The sequence below is a fragment of the Pseudomonas sp. 31 R 17 genome, assembly GCF_900004915.1.
GTDB lineage: Bacteria > Pseudomonadota > Gammaproteobacteria > Pseudomonadales > Pseudomonadaceae > Aquipseudomonas > Aquipseudomonas orientalis_A.
Window position 1 is genome coordinate 1 of sequence record NZ_CVTN01000085.1, and the last position, 14246, is coordinate 14246.

Below are 14246 nucleotides of genomic sequence, written 5' to 3' on the forward strand. Positions count from 1 at the left end.
GCGCGGGGCGGCTAACCCGGCGTCCTGCCGGGTTACCCACGGATTCAAGCCTGCGTTCGGCCAGCGTGGTTTAACGGGGCGCCTAAGATCAAGAGCGGCTCGCTTCGCATCGTGGAGTGGTGTGGGGCGAGCTCTAATACCAGTCATTTAAGCGTACACCGCCCTCTGTAGGAGCGAGCTTGCTCGCGAAAAACGTCAACGATAACGCGTGCTTCCTGAATAAACGCGGTGCCTGTGAGTTTTTCGCGAGCAAGCTCGCTCCTACAAAAAGCCTTGACTGGCATTGGGGCCAGCCCCCTGCCACCGTTGTAAATGGCGCCTGTCAGCTGACCTTCAGCACCAATTTGCCAAAGTTCTCGCCGTTGAACAGTTTCATCAGCGTTTCTGGGAACGTTTCCAACCCTTCAACGATATCCTCTTTGCTCTTGAGCTTGCCCTGGGCCATCCAGCCGGCCATTTCCTGCCCGGCGGCGGCAAAGTTCGCCGCGTGATCCATCACCACAAAGCCTTCCATTCGTGCGCGGTTGACCAGTAATGACAAGTAGTTGGCGGGGCCTTTGACGGCTTCTTTGTTGTTGTACTGGCTGATGGCGCCGCAAATCACCACTCGCGCTTTCAGCGCCAGGCGACTGAGCACTGCGTCGAGAATCTCGCCGCCAACGTTATCGAAATAGACATCCACGCCCTTGGGGCACTCGCGCTTGAGGGCGGCGGGTACGTCTTCGTGTTTGTAGTCGATGGCCGCATCAAAGCCCAGTTCGTCCACCAGGAACTTGCACTTGTCGGCGCCTCCGGCGATGCCCACCACGCGGCAGCCCTTGAGTTTGGCGATCTGTCCGGCAATGCTGCCGACCGCACCGGCGGCGCCGGAGATCACTACGGTCTCCCCTGGCTTGGGCGCGCCGGTGTCCAGCAGTGCGAAGTAGGCGGTCATGCCGGTCATGCCCAGCGCGGACAGGTAGCGGGGCAGCGGCGCGAGTTTCGGGTCGACTTTGTAGAAGCCGCGTGGCTCGCCGAGGAAGTAATCCTGCACGCCCAAGGCGCCGTTGACGTAGTCGCCGATCGCAAAGTCCGGGTGGTTGGAGGCAATCACCTTGCCCACGCCCAGGGCGCGCATGACGTCGCCAAGGCCCACCGGCGCGATGTAGGACTTGCCCTCATTCATCCAGCCGCGCATGGCGGGGTCGAGGGACAGGTACTCGTTGTGCACCAGTATCTGCCCGTCCCGGGGTGTGCCCACCGGGACTTCCTGGTAGGTGAAGGTGTCCCGCGTAGCCGCTCCGACCGGGCGTTTGGCGAGCAGGAACTGGCGGTTGGTCTGGGCAGTCATGGCGGCAACTCTTTAGAAATGAAGTACCAGTCATAGACAAGGAACGGTCCGCGAGCAAGGTTGTTCGAGCCACGCGAATGCTTGCCGATAGACAGGGTTGATACTCGTGCCGATGGCCTTATCACCAGGACTCATGCAGCACCCACCGGGCTTCTGATAGTGCTGACGCGACGCTGCCGTCGTTGGCTAGAATCGACCCACGGTTATCAATCCCACAGGACATTCCCCATGAGCATGACATTTTCCGGCCAGGTCGCCCTGGTGACCGGCGCTGCCGCTGGTATTGGTCGCGCCAGCGCGCTGGCGTTTGCCGCCGAAGGCTTGAAAGTGGTGGTGGCCGACCTCGATGTGGCGGGCGGCGAGGGCACTGTGGCGCTGATTCAGCAAGCCGGTGGCCAGGCGTTGTTTGTGCGCTGCAACGTCACCCTGGAAGCGGATGTGCAGCAATTGATGGCGCAGACCGTTGCCGCCTATGGCCGCCTGGACTATGCCTTCAACAATGCCGGGATCGAGATCGAGAAGGGCAAGTTGGCCGACGGTACGCTGGATGAGTTCGATGCCATCATGGGGGTCAACGTCAAAGGCGTGTGGCTGTGCATGAAGCATCAACTGCCGCTGTTGCTGGCCCAGGGCGGGGGCGCCATCGTCAACACGGCGTCGGTAGCGGGTTTGGGGGCGGCGCCGAAGATGAGCATCTATGCGGCGTCCAAGCATGCGGTGATCGGCCTGACGAAGTCGGCAGCCATTGAGTACGCGAAAAAGAAAATCCGCGTCAACGCCGTGTGCCCGGCGGTGATCGACACCGACATGTTCCGACGCGCCTACGAAGCCGACCCGCGCAAGGCCGAATTTGCGGCGGCGATGCACCCGGTCGGGCGCATCGGCAAGGTCGAGGAAGTCGCCAGCGCCGTGTTGTATCTGTGCAGTGATGGTGCGGCCTTCACCACCGGCCAGGCCCTGGCGGTGGACGGCGGTGCCACGGCGATTTAGGACTTCACACTGCAACCTGTTCGAAAAGTGCTGGGGTGGCGTGGGGTGTTTCCATAGCTGGCAAAAAGCCGTGATTGAATGTGTATCATTAGGTAAAAAATCTAATAAAATCAATGATTTAATAACTGTCTAGGACGGGCTTTCTTGAGCTTCTGTGCTTAACTATTTGGGTTGAATAACAAACAGTTGAAGTGAGTGGCTCATGGATTTAGGGATTGATCGACAAGCCCCAGTACCGGTGGTGCAGCAAATCATCAGCGCAGTCGCGGGATGGATTCGCAACAATGGGGTGAGCCCCGGTACACGCTTACCGTCCGTGCGGCAATTGGCCCTCGACAACCTGCTGAGCCAGTCCAGCGTGATCGAAGCCTTCGAACGGATGGCGGCCCAGGGGCTGCTGGCCTCGAAAAACGGTGCCGGGTTCGTGGTCGCGCAGCCCGCGGTCGTTCAGGAAAACCCGTGGCACGAAGGCGCCGAACTGGGGTGGGGCAGCTTTACCGATGGCCCTTTGGGCGAGCTTAAGCTCGGCTGCGGCTGGCTACCGGACGCCTGGCGCGAGAGCGATGACATCAACTACGCAATCCGCGAAGTCAGCCGTACCGACACCGCCGGGCTGTTCAACTACAGCACGCCCCTGGGGTTGCCGGCCCTGCGTGAACAATTGCTCAAGCGCCTGACCCGGATCCACGTGCCCAGCAGCCTGGAGTGCATCCTGACGACCCACGGCGCCAGCCATGCCCTGGACCTGCTGATTCGGACGCTGCTCAAGGCGGGCGATACGGTGGTGGTCGAGACCCCGGGCTACGGCAACCTCTATCGGCAACTGGCGTTTCACGGGGTCACCTTGCTCGAAGTGCCGCGCACGCGCAGCGGCCCGGACATCGACGTGCTGGAGGCACACCTGCAATGCCATCGTCCCAAGTGCCTGTTCATCAACAGCCTTTATCACAACCCTACCGGCACGAGCCTGTGCCACGCGGTGGCCGAGCGTTTGCTGGCGCTGGCCCGCAGCCGGGATTTCCTGATCATCGAGGAAGACGTCTACGGCGACCTGCAACATGCCAGCTGCACGCGATTGTCGGCGTTGCCACATGAAGATCGTGTCATCTATGTCTCCAGTTTTTCCAAGACGCTGAGCAGTGCCTTGCGCGTGGGCTACCTGAGCGCCGGTGCGGCGATCATCGCGCAACTGGCTCATCTCAAGACCCTGACGGGCATTGGCACTTCGCGGTTTGCCGAAGCCATGGTGGCGACTTTGCTGGCCAACGGTACCTACCGCAAGTGGGTGCAGCGCCTGCGCAAACGTCTGAATACGCAAATGGCCGCCACCCTGCAGGTACTGGAGGATGAAGAATGGCAAGTGTTTGCGGTACCCGCCGGCGGCATGTTCCTGTGGGCGCGACCTGGTGCGCAAAGCCCTTCGCGCGTGCAGGCGTGTGCCCGCAGGCTGGGTGTGTTGTTGGCACCGGGAACGTTGTTCAACCCGAAGGGTGAATGCAGCGAGTGGCTGCGCATCAACGTAGCCTATGCGGCGGATCAGCGAGCATTGGCGCTGTTCCGTGCCCTGGGGCCTGCCAGATCGACCTCGACCATTCTGAAAACGACGGGCGTGTAGCTTTTTGCCATTATTGTGACGCCAATGACTTGTGCTCAGTGCCCCGTGGTTGCCAATCTCGCTGCTGGTCAGGCGGGTTTATGGCATCTGCCATTGTGAGAGGACTCAAGTGCAATGATTTCGGGCGCGCAACGACGTTTTGCCAACCTCGGTATGGCGAAAAAACTGGGCTTGGGGTTCACCCTGGTGCTGCTGCTGACGGCATTGGTCGCGGCCATCGGCGTAGGGTCCCTGCAAACCGTGGGTCAGCGCTTTGAAGGCCTCAAGCGGATGTCTTCGCTCAACAGCGACCTGCTCAAGGTGCGCCTGATCGAACAGGATTACGCCTTGCACGCCGACCCCAAGGCGGTGGATGCCCTGCATGAACGTGTCGACGCGCTGACTGCGCTGGCGGTCAGCCTCAAGGCCGAGTCCGCCGCCAACGTGCCGGTCATGACCGAGGTGGAGCAAGCCCTGGTCGCCTACCGCAAGGCGTTCGACGAATTTGTCGAACTGACCCAGACCAAGGACCTGGCCCTGGAAATGGCCAGTTGGTCGGTGTCCAGCGTGGCCAATAATCTCGATGTGTTGCAGGCCGGCCTGGCGGACGACGGCGCCTATGCCCTGAAGGAGAGCCAGGGCAAGGACGGCGCCGAATTTATCGAGCAGGCGGGGCAGGTGAGCCAGGTGTCGCGGTTGATGCTGCAGGCGATGAACGAAGCGCGGCTGCGCCTGGATCAGAGCCGCAAGGCCGACGCGGACGAGGCCGAGCAGGGCAGGATCGAACAGGCTGACCAGGCGCTGGCCCAGGCCGAGCAACTGAAAACGTCGGTCAAGGACTCCGGTTACCAGACCGTGCTGAATGAGGTGTCCGGGCATATCGCCTCGTTCAGCGAAAAGCTTGGCGAATACGCCGGCCTGCTGGCGCAGGAAAAAGTGGTTTACAAACAATTGCATGATCGCGCCGATCAGGTAGTCAGCCGGGTCAACCAGGCCTATGACGCCGAAGACCAGTCGATGCAGGCGCAACTGGCCAGCAGCGCGCTGCTCATCATCGGGTCATCCGCCCTGGCGTTGCTGGTGGGGCTGTTGGCTGCGTGGGGGATTACCCGCATGATCGTGGCGCCGCTGCGCAGGGTAATCGCCGTGGCCCAGCAGATTGCCTCCGGTGACCTGACTGGGCGCATGGAGGTCAATCGCCGCGATGAAATCGGCCAGCTGATGCAGGCGATGCAGCAGATGGGCAACGGCTTGAGCCATATGGTCAGCGGGTTGCAGGCGGGGATCGAGCAACTGGCCAACTCGGCTCATGCGTTGTCCAGCGTGACCGAGCAGACCAACATCGAGGTCAGCAGCCAGAAGGAGGAAACCGAGCAGGTGGCCACGGCGATGAACCAGATGACCGCCACGGTGCATGACGTGGCGCGTAACGCCGAAGAGGCCGCGCAAGCCGCGCAGACGGCGGATGACAAGGTCGACAGTGGCCAGCAGGTGGTGCGCTCGAGCTTGCAGCGCATCGAACTGCTGGCCACCTCCAGCAACAGTGCCAGCGCCAGTATCGAGAGCCTCAGCGCGGAGATCCAGAACATCGGCGCGGTGTTGAGTGTGATCAAGAGCGTCGCCGAGCAAACCAACCTGCTCGCCCTGAACGCTGCGATTGAAGCGGCCCGCGCAGGCGAGCAAGGGCGCGGCTTTGCGGTGGTCGCCGACGAGGTGCGCGCGCTGGCCAAGCGCACCCAGCAATCGACCGAGGAAATCGAACGCCTGGTCAGCACCTTGCGTAGCGCGGCGCAGTCGTCGGTGCAGCAGATTCAGCACAGTGGCGAGCTGGTTAAACTGGCCGTCAGTGATGCGTTGGAAACCGAAAGCGCCCTGGGCAGCATTGCTGCAGCGGTGTCATTGATCCAGCAGATGAACCAGCAGATTGCCGCCGCGGCCGAGGAGCAGAGCTCGGTGGCCGAAGAGATCAACCGCAGCGTCACTAGCATCCGCGCGAGTGCCGATCAATCGGCGTTGAGCATGCAAGGCAACGCCGCGTCGAGCATCCAGCTGGCGCAGTTGGGCGCGGAACTCAAGGGCATGGTGGGGCACTTCCGCCTCTGATCGCAGCCGGAGCGCCGCGACCAGTGGCGAACGGAGTCAGGCGTTGTTGGCGAGGAACGTCAGCAGCGCTTCATTGACGAACTCCGGATTCTCCCGGCTGGAGATATGCCCGGCGTCGGGAATCAAGGTCAGGGCACAGCCGATCAGATTGGCCATTTCCTCGGCTTCTGCGGGTGGGCGGGGCTTGTCCTGTTCGCCGCACATGACCAGGGTGGTGTCGCAGTCCAGGCGAGGCAACTGATCGAGGATGTCTTCGCGACTGAAGATCAAGCGACCCAGGGGCACCACGCTGTCCAGCAGGCGCTCCCGGGAAAAATCCTGCAGTGACTGGCGAAAGTCCTGATACAGCGCTGATTCGCGGTCGATTTGCGGCCGGAAGAAGATCGGCGCAATCACATCCAGCAACGGTTCAGGAATGGCGCCGGCGTATTCAATCATCTTGAACAGCGAGAAGTAATACTCACGCGTGGCGTGCGGCTCGGCGCCGAGGTAGGTGTCCATCAGCACCAGGCTGTTGATGCGCTCAGGTGCCAGCAAGGCGAGGTGGGCGCCCCACATGCCGCCGACCGACAGACCGACCAGGTTGACCTGCGCGATGTTCAGGTGGTCCAGCAGCGCCAGGTGCTGACGTGCCAGGTCGTCAAGGGAGCGGGTGTCTGCGGGCAGCGTGCCCGACTCGCCATGACCCCACAGTTCAGGGACGATTACACGGTATTGCTGCGACAGTGCGTCGATCTGCGATGGCCACATGTTGCGGTCCCACAGGTAGCTCGAACCCAGCAGGACGACCGGGCCGGTGCCCTGGTCGATATAGTGCAGCGGTTGTCCATCAATCACGGCGACAGGCATAGCAGGCCTCTAACTTCACGGAGTGAGGGGCACTTTTTTACCCTAGTCGGGGGCGGGGGGATAGGTGCATTTTGATGGCACGTGGCGACCGGACGTCGCCACATAGGCAGAAGGCTATCAGTCGTAGATGGCTTTCTTTTTCCACTCGGCATCGGCGTCGACGACTTTCAGGCCTTCGGTCAGTTCGTTGACTTCGTCTTCGACTGGCTGGCTGTTGGTCAACACCGTGGAGTTGGCGCGGGCCAGTTGCGACTCCAGCGTTCTCAACTGTGAGCTGTACAGCACCGGCTCCGGTTGTTTGCGCAGGTACTGTACGCCGCGCTCGAACGCCAGGCGCGCCTGGCCCGGTTGCCCTTGCTGCAGGGCATGCTGGCCGAGGTTGTTGAAGAACTCGATGTGCAGCAGCACCAGGATATGGCGGACTTCCTTGATCCAGTGCTTCGCTTCGTTGGCCGGCAGGAAACCGTCCTGGGCCGCGCGGGTGACTTGGCCGTGCAACGCTTCGAGCAAAAAGCGCACATCCTTGGCCTTGGCTTCGGTCTGGATCGGCGCGGGCGGGTTGGCCACCGGAATCGATTCGCCCTGAGCGATCAGTGCGTTGAGCTCGGCGATCCGCGCCTTGAGCGGGCCGCTGGATTTGTTGAGGTTCAGCAGGCGCTGGTTGACGTTGAGTTCCAGGCGGGTCAGCAACAGCTTGAGCGCCGGGGTCATCAATTGGCCAGGAAAGGTCTCGGTGATTTCACCACAGCGACGCAGCCGATCATTGAGCTCGATCTCGGTACGCTGCTTTTCCAGCTTATTGTTTTCCACCACATGGTTCATGTAGCCAATGGCGATCAGTATTGCGATCCCGGCTATAACCAGCAGGGTGATCATGAGTGGTGTCACCGGTGTGACCTCTTTATGGGGTTTGCTGTGGAGTGTAGTGACTGAGCTATCCGGCGGATAGGACTGTTCGACCAGTTGCCCAGGTTGTTTCTTCTATATAGGTAAGTGTTCCTGGCGTGACTGCACATTGCCATCATTTGCCTGGACCAACTATAGCGCCTTGTCGAGCGCCAGAATATAGGCGCCAGGGCTTGGGCGGCCAGAATGCCCGGGCGGGCCGGTAAACCGGGGCGAAGTCATTGATTTAAATAAATTTATCCTTGGGGGTTGACGACCTATGAATCCATCCATAGAATGCGCGCCACTTACAGCGTAAAGCACACAGCGAAACGCGGTAGGGAGTGAATGTTGTACGTGTGTCCCCTTCGTCTAGTGGCCTAGGACACCGCCCTTTCACGGCGGTAACAGGGGTTCGAGTCCCCTAGGGGACGCCATATGCGGGAATAGCTCAGTTGGTAGAGCACGACCTTGCCAAGGTCGGGGTCGCGAGTTCGAGTCTCGTTTCCCGCTCCAATTTACAAGCAGTGTGGCCTTAGGGCGGCATTGAGTGAAACCAGGACCCCATCTTCGGATGAGGCCTCTGGGCACTGGAATACACACCATGTGTTTCAGTAGCGTGTCCCCTTCGTCTAGTGGCCTAGGACACCGCCCTTTCACGGCGGTAACAGGGGTTCGAGTCCCCTAGGGGACGCCATTTGCGGGAATAGCTCAGTTGGTAGAGCACGACCTTGCCAAGGTCGGGGTCGCGAGTTCGAGTCTCGTTTCCCGCTCCAATTCAAAGAAAAAGCCACTCAAACGAGTGGCTTTTTTTTGTCTGCGATTTATTGAAAGCAATATTGATCGTTCCCACGCAGAGCGTGGGGACGATCAATGGTGCTAAACAGCATTCACCGCTTGAGCCAGCCGCAACGTAGCCTGACGGATTTCTGCCTGATTGAGCGACGCAAAGCCCAAGCGCAGCGCATTCTCCGGCTGGCCCGTCGGCGAGAACTGCCGGCCGCTGCGCACCACCAGTCCGTGACCCAGCGCCGCTTTTACCAGTCGATCCACGTCGATTTCAGCCTCGAAACGCACCCACAACGCCAGGCCACCCTCGGGCTCGCGCACCTGGATACGATCGCCCAGCGACTCGTGCAGACAGGTTTGCAACGTCTCCCGACGCCCTCGATATTCTTTCGACACGCGGCGCAGGTGCTTTTTCAGTTCACCCTCATTGATCAGGTCGGCCAGCATTTTCTGAGCAACGGCGTCGGCATCCCCCAGCATCAGCGCCGCGTTGCGGTGCAGGGCTTCAACCACCTCGGCGGGGCCCACGATATAGCTGCAGCGAAACGTCGAGCCCAAGGCCTTGGATAGCGAGCCGATATAGATCACGTGGCGCTGGGAACGGTCACTGGCAAGCGGCAGGTAGGGGCGACCGTTAAAGTGGAATTCGTGGTCGTAGTCTTCCTCGATGATGCAGAAGTCGTGCAACGCAGCGAGGGTCAACAGCTGTTGGCGCCGCGCGGCGTGCAGGCTGACGGTGGTAGGGAACTGATGATGCGGCGTGACGTAGATCATGCGCACGTTGTGCTCCCGGCATAAACGGTCGATCTGGTCGGTACGGCAACCTTCTTCGTCCATGTCCACCGTGACCAGGTGCGCGCCCAACTGACGAAAAATTTCCCACGCTGGCGGGTAACTCAAGCGCTCCACCAGTACCACGTCGCCCGGTTTGATCAGCAAACTGGCACTCAGGTACAGCGACATCTGCGTGCCCTGGGTCAGGCAGATATTGTCGGCGTTGACGGCCAGTCCGCGATTGCTGCGCAGCATCTCGGCGAGGGCACGGCGCAAGTGATGGCCGGTGCCTTCGCTGCCGTAGCGTACGGTGTTGGAGGCGAAGCTGTTGCGCAGGGCGTTGCGGTAGTAACGATGCAGCACCGCTTGCGGCAGCAGGCGGTGGTCGCTGGTGCCGTTGTCGAAAAACAGCGCGTCATGCCGATGCTGCAGCGCGGTGACCTGGGCGTTGTGGGCGAAATACGGCACCACCGGCTGCGCCAGAATGGGCGGCGCGAAGGATTGCAGGGCATGACCGGGCAGTTGCTTGGGCGTCAGTTGGGCATTGACGAAGGTGCCGCGACGCGGCTCGCTGATCAGCCAGCCTTTGGTCGAGGCTTCTTCGTAGGCCAGGATGACCGTCTTGCGGTTGACGTCGAGCAACTGCGCCATTTCCCGCGTCCCTGGCAGCAAGGTACCGGGCGGCAGGCGCCCCTCGACAATCGCGGTCACCAGGCCCTCGGCTATCTTGCGGTAGGAGGCGTGTGGCGAGTCGGCGTCGAGCTTGAGTAAGGGGCGCCATTTACGCATCTGGACCATCTGAAGTATCCAAAACTGGAGGTTCTAATGGGCCTAGTCTAGCGTAACAATCAGGCTTCACTCATTCTCGGGTCCTCAGCTATGCGGCATGTCATTGAACTGTCCCCCTCGGGCAAAACCTTTGAGGCCGGCGACGAGCTGTTGCTTGACGCCATGCTTGCCAGCGGCCTGGCCGTACCGTTCTCCTGCCGCCGTGGTGCGTGCGGCTCGTGCAAGGTGGTGGTCACCCAAGGCGAGTACCAGGCCAGGCATCTGGCCCCGGACGCGCCCGCGCCTTGTTACCCCCTGGCCGCCAATGAAATGCTGTTGTGCCAGAGCCGTGCCTGCACCGACATGCGCCTGGAAATTCCCGGTTGGTCATTGGATACGCCCGCGCTGGCTTTTGGCGCACGCGTACTCAGCAAGCAGGCAGTCGCCCCCGACGTTATCGAGTTGGTGTTGTTGCCCGACGCACCTGTGGCAGTGCGGCCAGGGCAGTACCTCAAGCTCTGCCTGGAACACGACGATACGCGCAGTTTCTCGATTGCCAACCTGCCTGCCGAGGACGGTGGGCGCTTGGTTTTGCAGATTCGTCGGGTAAGCGGCGGATATTTTTCCGAAGGCATCCTGGATGACCTCGCCGTGGGCGACCGCCTGCAACTGGAAGGTCCGTTCGGTGCCTGTACCTGGCAGGACGATGCCGCCGAGGCCGTGGTGCTGTTCGCCACGGGCACCGGTTACGCCGGCATCAAGCCGATCCTGCTGACCGCGCTCAAACGTGATCTCGAGGTGACGTTGTATTGGGGCGGCGCGCACTCGGCGGACTTCTACGACAGCGCCTTCCTGGATCAAGCCGCGCTCGAACATCCACGGTTTCGCTGGCATTCCGTGCGCTCATCGGAGGGCAGGGTGCAGGAGGTAGCATTGAGTCATGGGCATCGCTGGGAGGTGGCCCAGGTCTATGCCTGCGGGAACGGCGCCATGCTCAGCCAGGTGCGAACCCAGTGCCTGGAGGCGGGTCTGCCGAGCCATCGGTTTGTCGCGGAGGCATTTGTCGCCAGTGGTCGGTCAAGCGCTGAAACGGCACCGCCGGCGTTCGACCCGATCTGGGAAAAAGTCGGCCCGCGTTATTCCCTGGATGGCATGCTGGCGGCGCGTGAGAAATCCATACGCGCCCTGGCAGCCATTGTCAGTCGCTTGAAAGTCGGCATGACCACCGGCCAGGCGCTGGAAATGGCGGCCGCGCAGTTGCAAGTCATGGGCGCATCGCACACCTGGCATCCCACCTACATCCGGTTTGGCGCCGATACGGTGCGCCCGCCCCGTGAAGGTATCGATCGCCAGCGCAGGCTGCGCGCCAGCGATATCGTGGTGGTCGATCTTGGCCCGGTGTGGGACGGCTACGAGGGCGACTACGGCGACACCTTTGTCTTCGGCGACTCGCCCCTGCACCTGGCCTGTACCACCGCACTGCACCAGGTGTTCGATGAAACCCGCCAGGCCTGGCTGCGCGGTCTGACCGGACGCGAACTCTACGACTTCGCCGAACAGAGCGCCGTGGCCAAGGGCTGGCGGCTGGCACGCAATCTGGCGGGGCATCGCCTGGCGGATTTTCCCCATGCGTTGTTCGAGAGCAAACAGTTGGCGGAGCTGGACATCCCACCGAGTGAAATGGCCTGGGTGCTGGAGATCCAGTTGTGCCATCCCACCGAACCGGTCGGTGGGTTCTTTGAGGACATGCTGATGTTGCAGGCGTGAAGAGCCCGCCGTTGCGGCGGGCTCGAGAATGGATCAGAGCGTGGGCAACTGGCCGACACGCCCCATCATTTCGGTCACAATCTGCAGGTCCAGCAGGAACTGCTCGACAGTCTTGAACTCACCGTCGGTGTGGCCGGTGTACTTCTCTTCCGGGCGCGCCAGGCCGAATTGCACGCCGTTGGGCAGGTCGTGCACGGACGTGGCGCCGGCGGATGTGCCGAATTTGTGCTGCATGCCCAGGTTTTCCGTGGCCACCGCCAGCAGAGCTTTTACCCACTCGCCCTCGGGATTGCGGTACATCGGCTTGTCCAGCGAATAGGTGAAGTTGACGTTGACCTTGGCTTGCGTGTTCCAGGCGTTCAGTTTCTGCTCGATCTGTGCCTTGAGTGCCTCCGGGTTCTTACCCTTTGGCGCGCGCAGGTTGACTGCCAGCCTGAAGGCTTTGTCATCCAGGCCGACAAAGGTCGGCGAGGTGGTCAGCGGCCCCATGAAGTCATCGGCATAGCCCACACCCAATTTGCCACCCAGGTAATCCAGGCCCCAGTTGTCCGCCGCGTACTGCGCAGCATCCGTGATGTGGTTGTGCTTGAGGGCGATCTTGCCATCGACGCTGTGGATCAATTCCAGCATACGTGCCACCGGGTTGACCCCGGATTCGGGTTCCGAAGAATGGGCCGACACGCCGGTGACGGTCAGTTTGACGTTCTTGCCGTCAACCTGGGCGCTCACCTGGAAATTGCCGCCATTGCGCCTGGCATAGTCATTACCGGCCTGCTGCAGGCCGGCCGCCAGTTCAGCCGGGTTATCGCTGACCAGCGTGGCGACCGAGACCGATGGAATCTGGTTGGTGGCCTTGCCGCCGGTCATTGCGATAATTTCCGCGCCGGTGCCTTCACCCTTGCGCACCGGGAAAGTGGCCATGACGGTGCCCGAGCCTTTTTCGGCGATCACCACCGGGTAACCGCCATCGAGCGCCAGGTTGTAGTTCGGTACGGGATTGCGTTCGAAATAGTAGGGAATGGCGTCACCGGAGGTTTCTTCGGTGGTGTCCACCAGCAGCTTGAACGTGCGCGCCAGCGGCAGCTTTTCTTCCTTGATCACCTTCATGGCGTACATCGCCACGACGATGGCGTTCTTGTCATCCTCGGTGCCGCGACCATACATGCGGTCGCCAATCAGCGTGACCTTGAACGGGTCCAGCCTGGTGCCATCCTTCAGCACCCAGTTTTCCGGCGTCACCGGGACCACATCGGCGTGGGCATGCACGCCCACCACTTCGTCACCGCTGCCTTCCAGGGAAATTTCATACACGCGGTTATCGACGTTACGGAAGTTCAGGTTGAAGGACTTGGCCAGGGCCTGGATCCTGTCGGCGATCTTGAGGAATTCCGGGTTTTTGTACTGCGCCAGGCCGTCTACGTTGAACGTCGGAATTTCCACCAGTTCGCGCAAGGTTTCCAGCGCCGCCTTGCCGTACTTGACCCGTGTGTAAATGCCAAGCAGGCGATTGATCTCGTTCTGCTGCTCGGTGCTCAGGGTTTTGTCATTGAGAAAGGCGCTGATGGCCGGGGCGATATCACCGGACTTGCCCAGGTCGCCCTTGGCCAGGGTGCCGAGGAAACTGCGGAAGTCGCTGACGGATGCATCTGCGAAGCTTTTCAGAATCGTGGTGTTTTGTTCAGCCGTGATGTTGGCGAGCGCAGGCGTGGTAACCGCCGCAAGGCTGGCGGCGAACAGCGTGGCAGTCACGAGTTTTTTCAGTGGAAAGTGCATGGTTGGAGGCATTCCCTTGCAGGCAGTGAGTAGGGTGTTTCTGACGGATAAGTCAGAAACATTTCCACACACTAGCATTACTCAGGTGTTCGAGGTCAATGCTGGCCAGGGTGAGGGGCGGGGTACTCATCAGTCACGTTCAAGGCTCTGGCGTAGGGCCCGTCCCACAATTGCTCATGCAATTGCCCTACGCGCCTGGCCATCGCCTCACTGCGCATCACCACCTCCAGATTGCGCGAATTATCCAGGTAACCGCCTAACCAGTTGCTGGTGCCGACCCACGCGACCCGGCAGCCACGGTCTCGACGTTGCAGTCGTTTGTGGTGGAGCCGGGCAGGGCGGGGGCGATGGCTGTGTAGCCTGGATTCAAATGTGGGAGGGGGCTTGCCCCCGATGGCGGTGGTTCAGTCAAAAAATACGCCTACTGACACTCCCTCATCGGGGGATAGGTATCTACACAACTCAGCAGCGCCCAACCGTAACCACGATGCGAAGCGAGCCGCTCTTGATCTTGATCTGCTTTTGATCTGAGGCGCCCCGTTAAACCACGCTGGCCGAACGCAGGCTTGAATCCGTGGGTAACCCGGCAGGACGCCGGGTTAGCCGCACTGGGCCAGGGATGGC

Annotated in this window: 9 protein-coding genes, 4 tRNA genes and 2 pseudogenes; 9 read left to right on the forward strand and 6 right to left on the reverse strand. The window is 61.2% G+C overall.

The window, feature by feature from the left end:
* Positions 1–322: 322 nt before the first annotated feature.
* Positions 323–1330, reverse strand: a complete 1008-nt coding sequence (locus tag BFP89_RS25295) for an NADP-dependent oxidoreductase (protein WP_065888185.1) — start codon at positions 1328–1330, stop codon at positions 323–325.
* A 228-nt stretch (positions 1331–1558) separates the two neighbouring features.
* Here BFP89_RS25295 and BFP89_RS25300 point away from each other — a divergent pair, with 228 nt between their 5' ends.
* The 4 genes and pseudogenes from BFP89_RS25300 (at position 1559) to BFP89_RS29835 (ending at position 6017) form a co-directional block, all read left to right on the forward strand.
* Positions 1559–2320: an SDR family oxidoreductase gene (locus BFP89_RS25300; RefSeq protein ID WP_065888186.1), complete on the forward strand. Its 762-nt coding sequence runs from the start codon at positions 1559–1561 to the stop codon at positions 2318–2320.
* A gap of 202 nt (positions 2321–2522) precedes the next feature.
* Complete coding sequence (locus tag BFP89_RS25305; RefSeq protein ID WP_065888187.1) at positions 2523–3935, forward strand: aminotransferase-like domain-containing protein; 1413 nt, start codon at positions 2523–2525, stop codon at positions 3933–3935.
* 1092 nt (positions 3936–5027) lie between these two features.
* Positions 5028–5156, forward strand: a pseudogene (locus tag BFP89_RS29830) (HAMP domain-containing protein); the annotation flags it as partial.
* 18 nt (positions 5157–5174) lie between these two features.
* On the forward strand, positions 5175–6017 hold the full coding sequence (locus tag BFP89_RS29835) for a methyl-accepting chemotaxis protein (RefSeq protein WP_370671234.1): 843 nt from the start codon (positions 5175–5177) through the stop codon (positions 6015–6017).
* A 36-nt stretch (positions 6018–6053) separates the two neighbouring features.
* On the opposite strand, the gene BFP89_RS25315 is transcribed toward BFP89_RS29835, so the two are convergent.
* Together BFP89_RS25315 and BFP89_RS25320 are read right to left on the reverse strand one after the other, a co-directional pair.
* Positions 6054–6866 (reverse strand): alpha/beta fold hydrolase, encoded by an 813-nt coding sequence (locus BFP89_RS25315; RefSeq protein WP_065888189.1) that lies wholly within the window; start codon positions 6864–6866, stop codon positions 6054–6056.
* A gap of 117 nt (positions 6867–6983) precedes the next feature.
* Complete coding sequence (locus BFP89_RS25320; RefSeq protein ID WP_083208156.1) at positions 6984–7754, reverse strand: hypothetical protein; 771 nt, start codon at positions 7752–7754, stop codon at positions 6984–6986.
* A 358-nt stretch (positions 7755–8112) separates the two neighbouring features.
* Between BFP89_RS25320 and BFP89_RS25325 the strand changes: the two genes are divergently transcribed.
* From BFP89_RS25325 to BFP89_RS25340, 4 genes are all read left to right on the forward strand, one after another.
* Positions 8113–8188, forward strand: a tRNA-Glu gene (locus BFP89_RS25325).
* Positions 8189–8191: 3 nt separating this feature from the next.
* Positions 8192–8267, forward strand: a tRNA-Gly gene (locus BFP89_RS25330).
* A 105-nt stretch (positions 8268–8372) separates the two neighbouring features.
* Positions 8373–8448 (forward strand) — tRNA-Glu (locus BFP89_RS25335).
* 3 nt (positions 8449–8451) lie between these two features.
* Positions 8452–8527: transfer RNA gene (locus BFP89_RS25340), tRNA-Gly, on the forward strand.
* A gap of 103 nt (positions 8528–8630) precedes the next feature.
* Here the strand turns inward: BFP89_RS25340 and BFP89_RS25345 are convergent.
* Positions 8631–10112 (reverse strand): MocR-like pyridoxine biosynthesis transcription factor PdxR, encoded by a 1482-nt coding sequence (locus tag BFP89_RS25345; protein WP_065888191.1) that lies wholly within the window; start codon positions 10110–10112, stop codon positions 8631–8633.
* An 81-nt stretch (positions 10113–10193) separates the two neighbouring features.
* Between BFP89_RS25345 and BFP89_RS25350 the strand changes: the two genes are divergently transcribed.
* On the forward strand, positions 10194–11849 hold the full coding sequence (locus BFP89_RS25350) for a M24 family metallopeptidase (protein WP_065888192.1): 1656 nt from the start codon (positions 10194–10196) through the stop codon (positions 11847–11849).
* Positions 11850–11882: 33 nt separating this feature from the next.
* Here the strand turns inward: BFP89_RS25350 and BFP89_RS25355 are convergent, their stop codons facing one another.
* Positions 11883–13622: a dipeptidase gene (locus tag BFP89_RS25355; protein ID WP_065888193.1), complete on the reverse strand. Its 1740-nt coding sequence runs from the start codon at positions 13620–13622 to the stop codon at positions 11883–11885.
* 95 nt (positions 13623–13717) lie between these two features.
* Positions 13718–13912: pseudogene (locus tag BFP89_RS29505) on the reverse strand (phospholipase); the annotation flags it as partial.
* Positions 13913–14246 lie beyond the last annotated feature (334 nt).